This is a genomic window from Pseudoxanthomonas sp. LjRoot127 (assembly GCF_964253495.1).
GTDB lineage: Bacteria > Pseudomonadota > Gammaproteobacteria > Xanthomonadales > Xanthomonadaceae > Pseudoxanthomonas_A.
This window is the reverse complement of the sequence record NZ_CAXUQR020000001.1, coordinates 1748962-1765194: the sequence shown is the minus strand read 5'-3', so window position 1 is coordinate 1765194 and position 16233 is coordinate 1748962. Positions and strand designations below refer to the sequence as shown.

At 68.3% G+C, this 16233-nt stretch carries 14 protein-coding genes; 8 read left to right on the top strand and 6 right to left on the bottom strand.

From position 1 onward, the window contains the following. Positions 1 to 21 precede the first annotated feature (21 nt). The 3 genes from ACSQ19_RS08270 to ACSQ19_RS08260 all read left to right on the top strand — a co-directional run bounded on the left by ACSQ19_RS08270 (position 22) and on the right by ACSQ19_RS08260 (position 4287). Complete coding sequence (locus tag ACSQ19_RS08270; RefSeq protein WP_435996198.1) at positions 22 to 1983, top strand: transglycosylase SLT domain-containing protein; 1962 nt, start codon at positions 22 to 24, stop codon at positions 1981 to 1983. Between the two features lie 197 nt (positions 1984 to 2180). Then, positions 2181 to 3410 (top strand): multifunctional CCA addition/repair protein, encoded by a 1230-nt coding sequence (locus tag ACSQ19_RS08265; RefSeq protein ID WP_435996196.1) that lies wholly within the window; start codon positions 2181 to 2183, stop codon positions 3408 to 3410. Positions 3411 to 3624: 214 nt separating this feature from the next. Continuing rightward, positions 3625 to 4287, top strand: a complete 663-nt coding sequence (locus ACSQ19_RS08260) for a DUF3011 domain-containing protein (RefSeq protein ID WP_435996194.1) — start codon at positions 3625 to 3627, stop codon at positions 4285 to 4287. 55 nt (positions 4288 to 4342) lie between these two features. Here ACSQ19_RS08260 and ACSQ19_RS08255 read toward each other — a convergent pair whose 3' ends face one another. Genes ACSQ19_RS08255 through ACSQ19_RS08245 form a run of 3 tightly spaced genes read right to left on the bottom strand, consistent with a single transcriptional unit; the run spans position 4343 to position 7005 of the window. Continuing rightward, positions 4343 to 4999 carry an MliC family protein gene (locus ACSQ19_RS08255; protein WP_435996192.1) on the bottom strand — a complete coding sequence of 219 codons (657 nt, stop codon included), beginning with the start codon at positions 4997 to 4999 and terminating at the stop codon, positions 4343 to 4345. A 57-nt stretch (positions 5000 to 5056) separates the two neighbouring features. Further along, the gene (locus ACSQ19_RS08250; RefSeq protein ID WP_435996190.1) at positions 5057 to 6316 is read right to left on the bottom strand and encodes a sensor histidine kinase; all 1260 of its coding nucleotides are present in this window, start codon (positions 6314 to 6316) and stop codon (positions 5057 to 5059) included. Continuing rightward, on the bottom strand, positions 6313 to 7005 hold the full coding sequence (locus tag ACSQ19_RS08245) for a response regulator transcription factor (RefSeq protein WP_435996188.1): 693 nt from the start codon (positions 7003 to 7005) through the stop codon (positions 6313 to 6315). Before ACSQ19_RS08245 ends, ACSQ19_RS08250 begins: the two co-directional genes overlap by 4 nt. A 136-nt stretch (positions 7006 to 7141) precedes the next feature. On the opposite strand from ACSQ19_RS08245, the gene ACSQ19_RS08240 reads away from it, so the two are divergent. From ACSQ19_RS08240 to ACSQ19_RS08220, 5 genes are all read left to right on the top strand, one after another. Next, positions 7142 to 8848: an ArnT family glycosyltransferase gene (locus ACSQ19_RS08240; protein WP_435996186.1), complete on the top strand. Its 1707-nt coding sequence runs from the start codon at positions 7142 to 7144 to the stop codon at positions 8846 to 8848. Positions 8849 to 8977: 129 nt separating this feature from the next. Further along, positions 8978 to 9691, top strand: a complete 714-nt coding sequence (locus ACSQ19_RS08235) for a phosphatase PAP2 family protein (RefSeq protein ID WP_435996184.1) — start codon at positions 8978 to 8980, stop codon at positions 9689 to 9691. Beyond that, complete coding sequence (locus ACSQ19_RS08230) at positions 9688 to 11355, top strand: phosphoethanolamine transferase (protein ID WP_435996182.1); 1668 nt, start codon at positions 9688 to 9690, stop codon at positions 11353 to 11355. Before ACSQ19_RS08235 ends, ACSQ19_RS08230 begins: the two co-directional genes overlap by 4 nt. Before the next feature lie 26 nt (positions 11356 to 11381). Beyond that, positions 11382 to 12116: a glycosyltransferase family 2 protein gene (locus ACSQ19_RS08225; protein ID WP_296281368.1), complete on the top strand. Its 735-nt coding sequence runs from the start codon at positions 11382 to 11384 to the stop codon at positions 12114 to 12116. Then, the gene (locus ACSQ19_RS08220; RefSeq protein ID WP_435996180.1) at positions 12113 to 12451 is read left to right on the top strand and encodes a lipid-A-disaccharide synthase N-terminal domain-containing protein; all 339 of its coding nucleotides are present in this window, start codon (positions 12113 to 12115) and stop codon (positions 12449 to 12451) included. Before ACSQ19_RS08225 ends, ACSQ19_RS08220 begins: the two co-directional genes overlap by 4 nt. Here the strand turns inward: ACSQ19_RS08220 and ACSQ19_RS08215 are convergent, their stop codons facing one another. From ACSQ19_RS08215 to ACSQ19_RS08205, 3 genes are all read right to left on the bottom strand, one after another. Then, the gene (locus ACSQ19_RS08215; protein WP_436000909.1) at positions 12452 to 13522 is read right to left on the bottom strand and encodes a PQQ-dependent sugar dehydrogenase; all 1071 of its coding nucleotides are present in this window, start codon (positions 13520 to 13522) and stop codon (positions 12452 to 12454) included. A 293-nt stretch (positions 13523 to 13815) separates the two neighbouring features. Beyond that, positions 13816 to 15072 (bottom strand): PQQ-dependent sugar dehydrogenase, encoded by a 1257-nt coding sequence (locus tag ACSQ19_RS08210; RefSeq protein WP_436040776.1) that lies wholly within the window; start codon positions 15070 to 15072, stop codon positions 13816 to 13818. Positions 15073 to 15152: 80 nt separating this feature from the next. Continuing rightward, positions 15153 to 16223 (bottom strand): acyltransferase family protein, encoded by a 1071-nt coding sequence (locus ACSQ19_RS08205; protein ID WP_435996176.1) that lies wholly within the window; start codon positions 16221 to 16223, stop codon positions 15153 to 15155. Positions 16224 to 16233 lie beyond the last annotated feature (10 nt).

Here is a 16233-nt window from a genome sequence, read left to right as displayed (position 1 = left end):
AGGCTTGGGTATAGTCCCGGCATGATCCGATCCACGCCTTTCATCGTACTCGTTGCCCTCGCCGGGCTGTGCAACGCACCCTTCTCGCGCGCGCAGTCGCTCGACGCACAACGTCACGTGATGCGCGATGCGCTCGCCGCGGCCGAGGCCGGTCGCTTCGATGCCGGCACCGCGTCGTCGCTTACCCGCCATCCCCTCTACGGATGGCTCGAGTTCGCGGCCCTGCGCCGCGACCCCGATGCGATATCCACGTCGCAGGCACAGGCCTTCCTCGCGCGCTACGAAGGCCAGGCCGTCGCCTCGCAACTCCGCAGCCTGTGGCTGGCGGCCCTGGCGCGCCGCCAGGACTGGCCGACGTTCCTGGCCGCATGGAAACCGACCGACAGCGTCGCCCTGCAGTGCGCCCACCTGCAGGCGCGCCAGGCCACCGGACGCATCGATGCCGCGTGGACCGAACAGGCGCAGGCGCTCTGGCGGAAAGGCGCGAAGTCGCTTCCGGATGGGTGCGACCCCGTCTTCAATGTGCTGGCTAGCCAGGGCGCGCTGGCGCCGGCGCTGCGCTGGGAGCGCATCGATGCGGCCGCGGCCGAGCGCCAGACCGGCGTGATGCGCAGCGCGGCGCGTGGCCTGCCCGGCGACGAGGCCGCACTCGCCAACGACTATGCCGCCTTCATCGATGCCGTCCATCCTCGCGCGATGAACTGGCCGAAGACCGACCGCAGCCGCCGCATGGCGGCCCACGGCCTGTCGAGACTCGCACAGAACGATCCCGACACGGCCGAGCGCATGCTGCCGCAATACGCCGACGCGCTGGGCATGGGCCCCGACGAGCGCGGGCAGGTGCTGTACCAGATCGCCTTGTGGACGGTCGCATCCTACGGACCGGATTCCGCGCGCCGCTTGGGCAACGTACCCGAGTCTTCCTACGACGAGCGTCTCCACGAATGGCGTGTACGCGAGGCACTGTCGCGCGGCGACTGGCCCTCGGCGCTCGTGGCGCTGAAGAAGATGCCACCGGCGCAGCGCAGCGATTCGCGCTGGCGGTATTTCGAAGCCCGCATGAGCGAGAAGACCGGCGACCGCGCCGCCGCACAGCGTCTTTACCGGGAGACTGCGGGCAGCCCGACCTTCCATGGCTTCCTCGCCGCTGATCGGTTGGAGCAGCCCTACGCGTTGTGCGCCTGGATCCCGAACGACCCCGCCACCGCCGTGCAAGCCGTGGCGCGCGACCCCGCCGTCGTTCGGGCGATGGAACTCTGGCAGTTGGAGCGTCCGGGCTGGGCGACGGCCGAATGGAACGAGGCGCTGTCCCGCTTCGACGATACCCAGCGCCGCATCGCGGTGCAGGTGGCGCAGGACAATGGCTGGTTCGACCGTGCCGTGTTCTCGCTGGGCAAACAGCCCGACGAGCAGCGCCTGTACCGGCTGCGCTTCCCGCTGCACCATGCAGACACCATAAAGCGCGAAGCCGCGAAGCACGGCATCGATCCGGCCTGGGTCGCCGCGGAGATCCGTGCCGAGAGCATCTTCAACCCGAAGGCACGCTCGGGCGCCAACGCCATGGGCCTGATGCAGGTGTTGCCCTCCACGGGTGCGGGCGTCGCCAAGCGCCTGGGCATTCCCTACGCGGGCGCGGCCAGCCTGTACGACGCCGACACCAACATCGCCATCGGCACCGCCTACCTGCGCGAGATGGAAGACAAGTACGCCGTGCCCTATGTCGCCATCGCCGCCTACAACGCGGGGCCGGCGCCGACGGCACGCTGGCAGTCGCAGCGGCCGGGCTTCGATCCCGACGTCTGGATCGAGACGATCAGCTACAAGGAAACGCGCGAGTACGTCGCGCGCGTGCTGGCCTTCAGCGTGATCTACGACTGGCGCCTCAACGGCAGCGCCCTGCCGGTCAGCGACCGCCTGATGGGTCGAGTGCAGGCCAAGCGCAAGGCCTTCACCTGCCCGACAGCACAGATGCCGAAGAGCTGATGACGCTGCGCCCCTGTAGGAGCGACGTCAGTCGCGACCGCGGAACAGGACGGCACACGTTCCGCATCGGGAAGTCGCGTTGTCAGCGGATCATCGCGCACGATCGTCGGGCTGATCGCCTGCACAGGTCGCGGTCGCGACTCGCGTCGCTGCTGCAGTAGCTCCGCATCGCGCTCCGGATCCGGCATCATGCCGGCATGAAGACCTATCTCGTCGGCGGCGCGGTGCGCGACCGGTTGCTCGGCCTGGCGCCCGGCGACCGGGACTGGGTGGTGGTGGGTGCGACGCAGGCGCAGATGGAAGACCTCGGCTTCAAGGCGGTGGGACGCGACTTCCCTGTATTCCTGCATCCGGACACGGGCGAAGAGCATGCGCTTGCGCGCACGGAGCGCAAGAGTGGCCGCGGCTATCGCGGGTTCGTCGTCGATGCCGACCCTTCGGTAACGCTGGAAGAAGACCTGTTGCGGCGCGACTTCACCGTCAACGCCATTGCCCAGGGCGACGACGGCGCGCTCGTCGATCCCTACGGCGGCGCGCGCGATATCGCGGCGCGCGTGCTGCGGCATGTGGGCCCGGCCTTCGCCGAAGATCCGTTGCGCGTGCTGCGCGCGGCCCGCTTCATGGCGCGCTTTGCATCACTGGGTTTCACGATCGCGCCTGAGACGATGGCGCTGATGCGCGCGATGGTGGCCAGCGGCGAACTGGAGGCGCTGGTGCCCGAGCGCGTGTGGCAGGAACTGCGACGTGCGCTGGCGTCCACGACGCCCTCCGCCTTCCTGTCCACGTTGCGCGCCTGCGACGCATTGGCGGTGGTGCTGCCGGAAGTGGATGCGCTGTACGGGGTGCCGCAGCGCGCGGAATACCACCCGGAGGTGGATACCGGCGTGCACCAGGAAATGGTCAGCGACATGGCGGCGGAACTCGCGCCGGGCGATGCGCGCATCGGCTTCGCCGCGCTGGTGCACGATCTGGGCAAGGCCCTGACGCCGGCCGCGGTACTGCCGAAGCACATCGGCCATGAACATGCCGGGGTGAAGCCGGTGATGGCACTGTGCGAACGACTGAAGGTGCCGGTGGACTACCGCGAACTGGCCGTGATGGCATGCCGCGAGCACCTCAACGTGCACCGCCTCGCCGAGCTGCGCGATGCCACCGTGGTGGAACTGCTTACCCGCTGCGATGCATTCCGGCGACCCGAACGCATCCCGTGGCTGGCGACCGTCTGCGAAGCGGACAAGCGTGGCCGCGGGGGACAGCGGCAGGCCGACTATCCGCAGGGGCGTGCACTGGTGCGCCTGCACCAAGCCGCATTGCGGGTCGGCGCGCGCGATGTGGTGCGCGAGGGCATGTCGGGCGTGCAGATCGGCGAAGCCCTGCAGGCGGCGCGCGTGCTGGCCATCAGGCAGCAGCGGACGGCTGACGGCTGACGGCTGACGGCGGACGGCTGACGGCTGACGGCTGACGGCTGACGGCTGACGGCTGACGGCTGACGGCTGACGGCTGACGGCTGACGGCGGACGGCGGACGGCGGACGGCTGACGGACGGTCGGCCATTCCGTCTCCCGTCCGCAGGGGAGCACGGTATCGTGTCGCCGCGGCCGGGGGAGCCGCGCCCTCCCACCATCACACGAAGGACCCGTCATGGAACGCACGCGCCTCCTGCTGTCCGTCTGTCTCGCCGGTGCCGGCCTCTGGGGCGCCGATGCACGCGCCGACGACTACGTGACCTGCGAAAGCCGCAATGATCGCTACCAGAGCTGTTCGATCACCACCGCGGGCTACGTGACGCTCGACCGGCAGCTGTCCAGTACGTCCTGCACGCAAGGCCGCACCTGGGATTACAACCGTCGGGAGATCTGGGTGGACGATGGCTGCCGGGCGACCTTCCGCGTGCACACCAGCTCGTCCGGGCACCACGGCGACGACCATGACGCCAAGGTTGCGGCGGGCGTGCTGATCGGTGCGGCGATCCTCGGCGCGATCGCACACAACGCCAACAAGACGGACGACAAGTACGACGACGACCGCTACCAGGGTGCCCGGCACAGCTCGTACGTGCCGTCGTGGATGATCGGCACGTTCGAGGGTTACAACGCAGTGTACGACCGCGACGTCACCCTCACGATCACCGCGGATGGCCGCGCCACGGCCCGCACGCGCGACCAGACGGTCGACGGCTGGATCAACGACGGCCGGCTCAACGTGGGGAATACCGCGTTCGACATCGACCCGTCGCGCGATGGCCTGGTGACCACGCAGGTCGGCGATCGCCAGAACGAAGTCCGCTACCGCCGCGTGCGCTGACAGCGCCGACGCGGCACGGACGCGCCCGCCACGCCGGCGGGCGCGTCAGCGTTCGTCATTCCACCGGCTTGCAGGTCAGCTTGTTGCCGAAGAAATCGACCGACGCTTCGCCCTGGTGCTCCCAGTACTCGATGCCGACGCGGCCGTACTTCGCACCGCTGGCGGCCGGTTGCGGGAACACGATCGCCTGGTCGTTGCCCCAGGTCATCACCGCCGCCTGCGGATCGATGTCGTTGTAGTACACCATCGTGAAAGGCAGGCGGTTGTCGCTGCATCGGTATTCCACGGTCTTCGGCACCACGACGCCGGGCGCCGCGATGGCCAGCTCGACCAGCCGCGTCCGATAGGACTCCAGCACGCACAGGCGAAGGTCATCGGCCTTCCAGCAGTCGTCGCGCCCCTTGGCCCAGCCGCGCTGCGTGGCAGGGTCCGTGTCCCTGGCGTCGGCGTAACGCCTGGCCAGTTGCCGATCCAGCGCGGCGAGTTCGGCGTCGCCGCAGACCAAGCGCTCGGCGACCGCCTGCGCCTTGGCGCAATCGAACGATGGCGGTGACAATGCGGGCGCTTCGGCCGCAGGCGTGGGTGCGGGGGGTGCCACGGGCGCCGCCGAGACCGGAGGCGTGGAGGCCGGCGTTACAGGGGGCGCGGGCGGTGCCGAGGGCTGGCAGGCCGACAGCAGCACCAGGGACAGGCAGAACAACGGCCGCTTCATGACAGTGTCCTCCGGGAAAGGCGGGACGATGCTAGCGCGTGCCGGCGAAGCCCGGCGTCAACGCGCGATCCGCAGGCGGCTGATCGTGCCGCGACCCGGGGCGGACTGGATGGACAGTGTCCACCCGAAGTGTTCGCACAGGCGCGCCAGCAGGTCCAGGCCGATGCCGCCGCCCTCGCGGCTGCCGCCCCGCGCCAGGTGCGCATAGATGCGGCTGATCTCTTCCGGCGTCATGCCATGGCCGGGATCCTGCACGGTGACGGTGGCGTCCGCGTCCAGCGCCACGTGGATCTGGCCCCTGTCGCTGTTCTCGATGGCGTTGCGCAGCAGATTGCCGATCGCGGCCTGCACGATGTGCAACGGCGCGGTCACGCTGCATGGCGCGAGCGCGTCGATGACGACCGACAGGTCCTTGCCTGCCATCAGGTGGCGGTGGTCGTCGATGATGTCGGGGAGCAACTCGTGCAACGGCACGACTTCCGTGGCGCGCGAGAGGCGTGCCGGATCCTTCGCCAGGGCCAGCAGCAAGCCGATCAGCCGTTCCACGTCGCGCGCGGTGCGGTGGATGCGTTGCACCTGCTGGCGAGCGGGCGCGGGCAGTCCCGTCTGGTCCAGCGCAAGCTCGCTGGCGCCCGCGATGACGGCGATGGGCGTGCGCAGCTCGTGGCTGGCGGTGTCGATGAAGACGCGCTCGCGCTCGACGAACGCGTCCTGGCGGCGCAGATAGTCATTGAGCGCGTTGGTGATGACATGCAGCTCCGCACTGGCGTCCCGCGCGACCGCGATGCGCTGGCCCGCGTGGTCGGGCGACAGTGCATCGATGTCGTCGGCCAAGTCGGACAGCGGCCGCAACGAATTGCCGACGCCGCGCGCCACCATCACGCCGATCACCACCAGCATGACCAGCGCCAGCCCCAGCGAGCCGATGATCAGCGCGTCCTCGATGGCTTCGATCCCGGTGATGTCGCGCACGACGAAGTACTGCACGCCGTCCACGCGCTCGACCAGCACCACGTTTTCGCGCCCGTCGAACCAGAAGTCGTCATGGACGCCCGCAGGCAGCATCGACAGGCCCGGCGGCGGCGGACGGCCGGGCACGCCGTAGAGCTGCACGGCGTCCGTGTCCTGCCAGCGATGGTGCGGATCGGCCTGCCGGCGCGCGAGGTGTTCGGCGATCTCCCGGTGGAGCAGCGACTTCCAGACCCGGTCCTCGAGGAAGTCGTCCGCGAAGACCAGCAGGATCACCGCGGCCAGCAGCACGGCGTAGCCGCCCAGCAGCCGCCGGATCTGCCCGCTCAGGCTGCGGTGGCGCTTCATGCCTCCGTCGTCCCGTGGGGCACGGCGAGCCGGTAGCCGGTGCGGGGAAGCGTATGGATCAGCTTGACCGGAAACGGGCCGTCCACGCTGCGCCGGAGTTCGTAGATGTGCGAACGGAGCATGTCGCCGTCGGGCGGATCGTCGCCCCACAGGGCATGTTCCAGTTGCTGGCGGGTGACGGCCGCCGGACTCGCCTGCATCAGCGTTTCCAGCAATTTGCGGCATGCGGGGTACAGGTGCAGCGCCTGTCCGGCGCGCATGACCTCCAGCGTGGCCAGGTCGAGGGTCAGATCGTGCACCTGCAGCAGCTTGCGCCGCTGCCGGCCCTGCACGCGCGCCAGCAACGCCTCCAGGCGGACCTCCAGTTCCGGCAGCGCGAACGGCTTGGTCAGGTAGTCGTCGGCCCCCGCGCGGAAACCGGAGATCTTGTCCGGCAGTTCGTCGCGCGCCGTCAGCATGATGACCGGCACGTCGGAGGCATGGTCCTCGCGCAACCGGCGCAGGACCTCCGGACCCTCCAGCCGCGGCAGCATCCAGTCCAGCACGACGGCGTCGTACGCCTGCGTGGCGGCCAGGTGCAGGCCGGTCACGCCGTCGGGTGCCGCGTCCAGGGTGTGGCCGCGCGCCTCGAAGTAGTCGAACAGGTTCGCGACCAGGTTCCGGTTGTCTTCGATCACCAGCAGCCGCATCGGCAGGGCCCGCGCGAAGGGAGGAGGACCGGCAGCATCGCAGGCCGGACGTCGAAACGCCGTCGGAACTCCGACGGTTCTCTTACGCCGCATGATCCACGATCATGCGCCCGACTGCCGACCGCCGACCCTGCCGATGCGACCGACGCCGCTCCGACACGCCCCCCGCTGGCAGACCCCGTTGTTGATCGCTCTGGTGGTGTGGGCGCTGTTGGCGGGCCTGGGCCTGCGCGAACCGATGCCGGCCGACGAGCCGCGCTTCGTGCTGGCGGCGCGGACGATGGTCGAGAGCGGGCAATGGCTGTTCCCGCACCGGGGCATCGAGCTGTACGCGGAAAAGCCCCCGACCTTCATGTGGCTGCAGGCGGCCAGCTATCTGCTGGTGCGCGACTGGCACGTGGCCTTCCTGCTGCCCTCGCTGCTGGCGGCCTTGCTGACGCTGTGGCTGTCCGGCGATCTGGCGCGCCGGCTGTGGGGCCGCCGCGCCGTGCCCTACGCGGTGTTCGGCCTGTTCGTGTGCCTGCAGTTCGCGCTGCAGGCCAAGCGGGCGCAGATCGACATGGTGCTGGTGGGCATGACCACGCTGTCGCTGTGGGCGCTGATGCGCTACCTGCTGGAAACGCCGCGCGCGTGGCTGCTGGCGCTGGGCACCTTCGCGGCGGGGCTGGGCACGGTGACCAAGGGCGTGGGCTTCCTGCCGCTGCTGGTCTTCGTGCCCTGGCTGTGGGCGCGGTGGAGGTCGCGCCGCGCGCTGCCGCCGCATCGTGGCGTGCACGCGCTGGCGGGCGTGGCGGGCTTCGTCGCCGGCGCCGGAGTGTGGCTGGTGCCGATGCTGTCGGTCGCGCTGACCTCGTCCGATCCCGCGCTGCACGCGTACGCGCGCGAAATGCTCTTCAAGCAGACCGGCACGCGCTATGCCAATGCCTGGCACCACGTGAAGCCGGCCTGGTACTACCTGCAGACGATGCTGACGCTGTGGCTGCCGGGCGTCCTGCTGGCACCCTGGCTGGTGCCGGCGTGGTGGCGACGCCTGCGCCGCGTGGACCCCCGGCATGCGCTGCTGCTGGGCTGGGCGGTGCTGGTGCTGGTGTTCTTCAGTGCCAGCCCGGGCAAGCGCGAGGTCTATGTCTTCCCCATGCTGCCGGCATTGGCGGTGGCGGCGTCGCCGTTGCTGGCCGGGTTGCTACGCCGTCGCGGCGTGCGGACGGTGCTGTGGTCGTACCTGGCGGTGCTCGTGGCGGTCGCCGGTGGACTGGGGCTGTGGCTGCTCACCGCGTCGCCGGCGCGCGTGCATGCGCTGGTCGATGGCCGCGGCATGGACATGGATACAGTGGCGCAGCTGGGGCGATGGCTGGCCGGTTTCGCGGCCGTGGCGGTCGTGGTGATGGTCGCGGCGCGACGACGGGTGGCCGTGGCACTGGTCGCGGTCACCGCGGCGCTGTGGACGGCGTATGGCATGGGCTTCATGCCGGCGCTCAGTCCCGACAGTTCGGCGAAGGCCCTGATGCAGCGCGTCGGGGAACGGATCGGCCCCCAGGCCGAACTGGCCATGCTGGGCTGGCGCGAACAGCACCTGCTGCAGGCCGACCGCCCGGTCACCGACTTCGGCTTCAAGCAACCCTGGGCCGCGCAATGGCAGCACGCGCATACGTGGTTGCTGGAAGCACCTGCGCAGCGCTGGTTGTTCCTGCGCAAGGAAGCCATCGGACCCTGCCTGGACCCGGCGAAGGTGGTGGACATCGGTGCGTCCAACCGGCGCGCATGGATTCTGGCCCCGAGCGCGGCATGGATCCCGGGCTGCGAGGTCCCGACCGACTGGTCGGCGGACGTCAGCGAAGACTGAATCGGCGGCAACCCGGGACCACGCACGCCCATTTGCGTGCGTCTCTTAACGCGGCTCCGACGCGCGTCCGACCGCGCTACGACGTAACCGCCACCAGCATGCGTGCACGTTCCGCTCGCCGCCTGCCGCATGTCGTCCTTCCCGGTCCGCCCCCTCTCGCGTTCCCTTGCCCGACCGTCGTGGCGGTTGCCGTGGTCGTTGGCGGTGCTGCTGCTCGCGTGGTGGCTCGCACGCCATGTGGACCTGGCGGTGGCCCACGGGCTGTTCCACTGGGAAGGCGACGCCTGGTCGCTCAAGCGCAGCGTGCTGCTGGAAGCGGCGCTGCATCGTGGCGGCCGGCTCCTGAGCCAGGCGGCCTGGGCCGGCGTGCTCGTCGCCACGCTGCTGCACTGGCGTTCGCCGGTCTCGCAGGCGTGGACGCGGCCGGCGGCGCGCTTGCTGCTGTCGGTCTTCGCATCGGTGGCCTGCGTGGCCGCGTTGAAGGCCCTGACCCACATGGACTGCCCCTGGGACCTGGCAGGCCTGGGAGGCGACCGGGCGTTCGTGGCGTTGTTCGAAGCACGGCCCGCGACGATGCCGCCCGCCGCGTGTTTTCCCGCCGCACATGCCGCGGGCGGCTATGCCTGGGTGGCGCTGTATTTCTTCCTGTCGCAGGTGGCACCGCGCTGGCGCCGGGCCGGGCTCGCCGTCGGCCTGGTGGCCGGTGCCGTGTTCGGTGCAGCACAGCAATTGCGCGGGGCGCATTTCCTCTCGCACGACATCGCCAGCCTGGCGGTGTGCTGGACGGTGGCCTGGGGCGTGGACGCCCTGTCCGCACCGTCCCCTCGGGAGAAGCAGGCATGAGCGCGTCGGTCGTCGAGCACGCGCACGCCGGCTCGCGCGGGCAACGCCTGCTTGCCCTGCTCGCCGTGCGGCCGCGACTGCACACGGAAACGCTGATCCTGTTCGCGTGCCTGTACTTCAGCCTGTTCGCCAACGCGGAATTCTGGCGCGCCGCCGCACCCCAGCCGTGGACGCACGGTATGTGGACGCTGTCGCTGTTCCTCCTGGTCACCGCCGTGCATGGCGTGTGGCTGTCGCTGCTGGTCTGGCGACATACCGCGCGCTGGGTGCTGTCGGTGCTGGTGGTGGTGGCGGCCCTGGCCGGCCACTACATGGCCAGTTACGGCATCTACATCGATGCCGACATGGTCCGCAACGTGCTGCATACCGACTGGCGCGAGGCGAGCGACCTGGCCGGCGCCGATGCCGTGCTGCCGCTGCTGGCATCCGTTCCCGCGCTGCTCGTGGTGTGGCGCGTGCGCCTGCGTCCCCGCACGTGGTCGCGCACGTTGCTGGCACGCGTGCTGTTCCTCGGTGGCATGGTGGTGGTCGGCGCGCTCGGCGTGCTGCCCTCGATCCAGCCGCTCACCGCCTTCCTGCGCAACCAGCGCGAAGTACGCTACCTGGTCACGCCCGCCAACGTGCTGGTATCGCTGGCCAAGGTGGTCAGCGAGGAGGCGCCGGGCAAGGCGCGCGTGCAGCTGCCGATCGGCGAAGACGCCATGCAGTCGCCGGCCGCCACCATGCGCCGCCCCCGCCTGGTGGTGCTGGTCGTAGGCGAGACGGCCCGCGCCGCCAACTGGGGCCTCAACGGCTACGCGCGCCAGACCACGCCGGAGCTGGCGCGGCGCGGCGTACTCAATTTCCCCCATGTCGCCGCCTGCGGCAGCAGCACCGAGGTATCGCTGCCCTGCATGTTCTCGCCATACGGGCGCGAGCACTACGACGAGAAGGAGATCCGCGGGCACCAGTCGCTGCTGCACGTGCTGCAGCGTGCGGGCGTGGCCACGCTGTGGCGGGACAACCAGTCCGGCTGCAAGGGCGTATGCAACGGACTGCCGGTGGAGGACCTGCACGCACGCAACGACCCCGCGCTGTGCGACGGCAAGCGCTGCGAAGACGGCATCCTGCTTACCGGCCTCGCAGACGCCGCGCGCCGCAACGCGGGCGATCAGGTGATCGTGCTGCACATGCTGGGCAACCACGGACCCACGTATTTCGAACGCTATCCGCCAGCCTTCAAGGTGTACCAGCCCGTCTGCGAGACCTCGGACCTGGGCCGGTGCTCGCGGGCGCAGATCGTCAATGCGTACGACAATGCGCTGCGCTACACCGACCACGTACTGGCCGGGGCCATCGATGCGCTCGCCGGCATGGAGGATTACGACACAGCCCTGCTGTACGTCTCCGACCATGGCGAGTCACTGGGCGAGAACGGGCTGTACCTGCACGGCATGCCGTATTCGATCGCCCCCCGCGAGCAGTTGCAGGTGCCGATGGTCGCCTGGTTCTCCGAAGGCTGGCGCAAGGCGACCGGTCTGGACGACACTTGCCTGCGCCGCCAGGCGGCCGGCCAGCGCAGCCATGACGACCTGTTCCACACGATGCTGGGGCTGACCGACGTGAAGACGGCCCTCTACCGGCCGGACCACGACATTTTCCTGACCTGCCGGAGTGGACGATGACCCTCCCTTCCCCAGCAAGCAGCCCCATGACGAGTCTGTCCGTCGTCATTCCCGTCTTCAACGAGCGCGGCAACATCGGGCCGCTGGTCGAGGAAGTGGTACGCCACCTGCGCGGCCACGTCGCCTTCGACATCGTGTGCGTGGACGACCAGTCCGACGACGACACCCGCGACGTGCTGACGGCCCTGAAGGCCGAGGTCCCCGAGCTGCGGGTGCTGGTGCACCATCGCCGCAGCGGGCAGAGCACGGCGATCCGTACCGGCGTGAAGCAGGCCCTGTCGCCGTGGATCGCGACGCTGGACGGCGATGGCCAGAACGACCCCGGCGACATCCCGAAGCTGCTCGCCGCGCGCGACGCCGCCGATGCACAGACCAAGCTGTTCGCCGGCTGGCGCGTCGACCGCAAGGACACCGCCAGCAAGCGCTGGGCGTCGCGCTGGGCCAACCGCATCCGGCAGCGCCTGCTGCGCGACGACACGCCGGATACCGGCTGCGGCATCAAACTGTTCGAGCGCGCCGCCTTCCTGGACCTCCCCTATTTCGACCACATGCATCGCTACCTGCCCGCGCTGATGCAGCGCGCGGGCTGGAAAACCGTCAGCGTGCCGGTCTCGCACCGGCCGCGTGGGTCGGGGCAGTCGAAGTACACCAACCTCGGGCGCGCCCTCGTGGGCGTGCGCGATCTCATGGGCGTCTCGTGGCTGATCCAGCGCAGCCACGTCACCGCGATCAGCGAGATCAACGCGGGGCGCAAGCCATGAGCGCGATGGACCAGGAACTCGTCTGGCTGGGCTGGACCGGCCTGCACATGACGCCCTGGAAGCTGATCGGCCTGACCGGCGCCGCCATGTTCGGCGCGCGCTGGGTGGTGCAGTTCGTCGCCTCGCGGCGCGCCCGCCGGCCCGTCATCCCGCGCCTGTTCTGGTACATGAGCCTGGCCGGCAGCCTGATGGCGCTGAGCTACTTCCTGTTCTCGTCCAAGCAGGATGCGGTGGGCGTGCTGCAGAACCTGCTGCCGGCGTTCACCGCCGCCTACAGCCTGTACCTGGACATCCGCAACGGCCGCGAGACGCGCACGGACGGCGGCACGGCCTGATCAGCTGCGGTTGGGCGTGAGCTTCAGCAACCGCCCGCCGGCGCCGTCCTCCAGCAACCACAGCGCGCCGTCCGGCCCCTGTTCGACCTCGCGGATGCGCCGCCCCATCGGATAGCGCCGCGCTTCGCGCGCCTGCGTGCCGGTGAATTCGATCTCGACCAGCGCCTGCGAGGCCAGGCCGCCGATGAAGCCCTTGCCGCGGAACCAGGGAAACAGGTTGCCGGTGTAGATGACGAAGCCCGCCGGCGCGATGACCGGCGACCACCAGGCCTCGGGCGCGTTCAAGTCCGGTCGCGTCACGTGGTCCGGGATCGGAGTGCCATCGTACTGGTCGCCGTTGGACACGACGGGCCAGCCATAGTTAGCGCCGCGTTCGATCAGGTTCAGCTCGTCGCCGCCCGACGGTCCCATTTCATGCGTCCACAGCTGTCCCGACGGATCGAAGGCGATGCCGAGCAGGTTGCGGTGGCCCAGGCTCCACACCTGCGCCGCAATGCTGCCCTGCGCCGCGAACGGATTGTCCGGCGGCAGGCTGCCATCGTCGTTGAGCCGGATCAGCTTGCCGAGCGAGGACTGCAGGTCCTGTGCAGGCGTCTGCTGATCGCGCTCGCTCGAGGTGATCCACAACTTGCCGTCCGCTCCGAAAGCGAGCCGGTGTCCGTAGTGGTTCGAACCCGACACCTTCGGCAACTGGCGCCAGATCACCTGCAGGTTGGACAGGCTTCCGCCATTGCCACTGGCATCGAGCTGCAGCGTGGCGCGCGCCACGGCAGCGCCGCGCGTGCCGCCGCTGCCGGCTTCCGCATAGCTGACATAGACCAGCCGGTTGTCGGCGAAGCGGGGATGCAGCAGCACGTCACCTAATCCCCCTTGCCCGCCGTAGGCGACCGTCGGCACCCCGATGATCTCGCCGACCTGGCCGCTCGCGACGTTGACCAGGCGGAGCTTTCCGGACTTCTCGGTCAACAGCAGGCGACCGTCCGGCAGGAACGTCATCGCCCAGGGCTCGTTGAACGTGGCGACCGGCGTACTTGTGAACGGCGGGTCGGGGACCTGAAGGGCGCGCGACAGACGTGCCGTTACCCGACTATTGTCGGCAGCCTCCACAAGTGGCGGCAGGACGTCATATCGCACAAATTGCGAGACAACTACCTCCTCCGACACGGATCGCGATGCCAGTATGACGGACGCTCCGTTCTGGTCTGGAGTCTCCCTTTGGCAGGCCGTCAGCAACGCGCAGCAGATGAATAGCGACGACTTTCTCATCGGGATAACTCCGGACGGGGCTCTGGCCTTTTTACTCCAACGACGCGAAGAAGACGTGATATCCAAGTATCAGCGAAAGCTGGAGCGCGTTCATTCGCTCAATTCAAGGGCGAAGCCAATCTCCAAAGCCGAGCTTCCGCCCCGAACTCGATGGCCCATATAGACCCGTCCGGCGCTTCCTCGATCTCTTTGATTGGTTTGAGCATTCCAATCCGAGAGACTTCATTCACGTCTTCTCCGTTGAGCTTCACATGAATGATGCTGGAGATCAGCTCACCGCTCACCAACGCATTTCCCTGCAACTCGGGGAACATTTCCCCTGAGTGGACAATCATGCTCGCAGGACCAATCCGGTCCTTCCACCAAAACTTTGGCGCGATGAAAGACGGCTGAGTCTCATGCTGGGGCAGCGTCGGACTATCTTTCGCAACCACCGGATACCCGTAGTTTCCTGCGCGCTCCAAGAGATTCAGTTCATCTGCAGCATTTCCCCCATGCTCCAGTACCCAGATGCGTCCGGCTGTGTCCGCCGCCATCGCATCGGGCCGACGGTGACCCAGCGACCAGAAATATTTCGCGTAATAGTCATCAAGTTCGACGAACGGATTGTCGGCAGGAACTTGTCCATCATCTCCTACGCGGAATATCTTGCCATCGTCCAATGTCAGGGATTGGGTTCCGCCTCGGAATGGCCCGGATACATACAGTTTTCCATCGCCGTCAAACGCCATGCGGCAGCCATACTCTTGCGACGAAAAGCCGGCAAGACTCGCCACGATGTCCTGCAGTCCCACCAAATAGTAGATTCCATCCTGGCCGAGAATCAGCTGCGCCCGCTTCACCCCGAGGGAATCGCGCCCGCTCGCGCCGCGCACGATCGTACACAGATAAACGATCTGGTTTTCGGAAAAGTCAGGGTGTGCCACCACATCGACGAGCGAGTTGATGAAGTATTCGTCAGGCACACCCGTCACCCTGTGCACACTTCCATCGGCAACGCGCATGAGCTTCAGGGTCCGCGGAAATTCTGCGACCAGCAACAGATCCTCGCTAAGGAACGCCATCGCCCTCGGTTGCCTGAATCGCCCTTTTTCAGTCATTGAAAATCGCGAGTCCGGCATCGCCATCACCGGTGAGTTTCCTCCCGTGATTCTGACCTCATGTTCTGCAGCCAACATCGATTGCTCGGCCGACGCTGTGGTGCCTGCACCGAATCGAGGAAGTGGCAACGCAAGATCGGCGGGCGTCACAGTCCCGTCAACTGACTCTGAGACCAGCACCCTAGTCTTGTCGTCACCCGAAGGCTCAGCTGAGCACGCTGCCAGCAAAAATCCCGCGATCACAAAAGCCTGCATCCGACTCGCCATTCTTTCCTCCTAGTGATGTCGCACATCAGATTGAGCGTCCTTATCCATGGACCGCGTTTGGTCAGGAGTCAGATTCTAAGATACCACCCGCGCCGGTCCATGATCGCCAGAAGCAACCACCAGACACCGACGAAGGCCAGCGCGAACGCCAGCGACGGCAGGTACGGTCCGAAGCGCGGCGTCATCCAGTTGGCGAATCCGACCCGGTACAGCGGCTCCATCCAGCCAAGCGCGAGCAGTACGTACGTCATCACGGCGGCGCCGACATAGGCGGCGATGGCATTCACACCGAAGCGCCGCCCCACCGCCGGCCACCCCTGCCGGTCCACCGCCGCATGGGCGAGCGCCAGCGCAAGCGATGCGCAGCCGGCGGAGAACAGCGCAAACGACGACGTCCACAGCGCCTTGTTCAATGGAAACACACTGCTCCATGCCAGTCCGAGGGCCACGGCCGCCATGCCGGCCAGCACCAGCGTGCGCAGCGCACCGCCCCGCAACCAAGCGCCGGCCCGCACGCCGAACAGCGTGGTGGCGATGGCGGGCAACGTGCTCAGCAACCCCTCTGGATCCTGCCCGCGCGCGAGCGTCGCATCCCACTGGTACAGCCACGGTGCGAACAACACCGTATCCACGCGTGCCGGCAGGTTCGTGTAGCCGGCATAGCCGGACGACGCGAGCAGCGCCCAGTAGCCGAGCAGGACCGCGCCGATCAATGCCCACTGCAGGCGAGGCTTCACGTAAAGCGCGATCAGGCCGGCCGCAGCGAAACACAGGCCGATCCGCTGCAGCACGCCCCAGGGGCGGAACTGCGGACGGTCCAGCATCAGGTACGCCAGCAGGTGCAGCGCCAGGCCGAGCGCGACGATCTTCGCCGCGCGCCACAGCAGCGCGCGCACCAGCACGCCATGCGCCACACCTGTTTCGCTACGCGGCACGATGCCCAGCGAGATCGATACGCCGACGATGAAGAGGAAGAACGGGAACACCAGGTCGGTCGGTGTCACGCCATGCCATTCCGCGTGCAGCAGCGGCGCGTAGACATGCGACCAGTCGCCCGGCGTGTTGACCAGCAGCATCGCGGCGACCGTCAGGCCGCGCAGTGCATCGACGGACGCGAACCGGGCCGGAGCGACGCTCATGCGCGCGGGA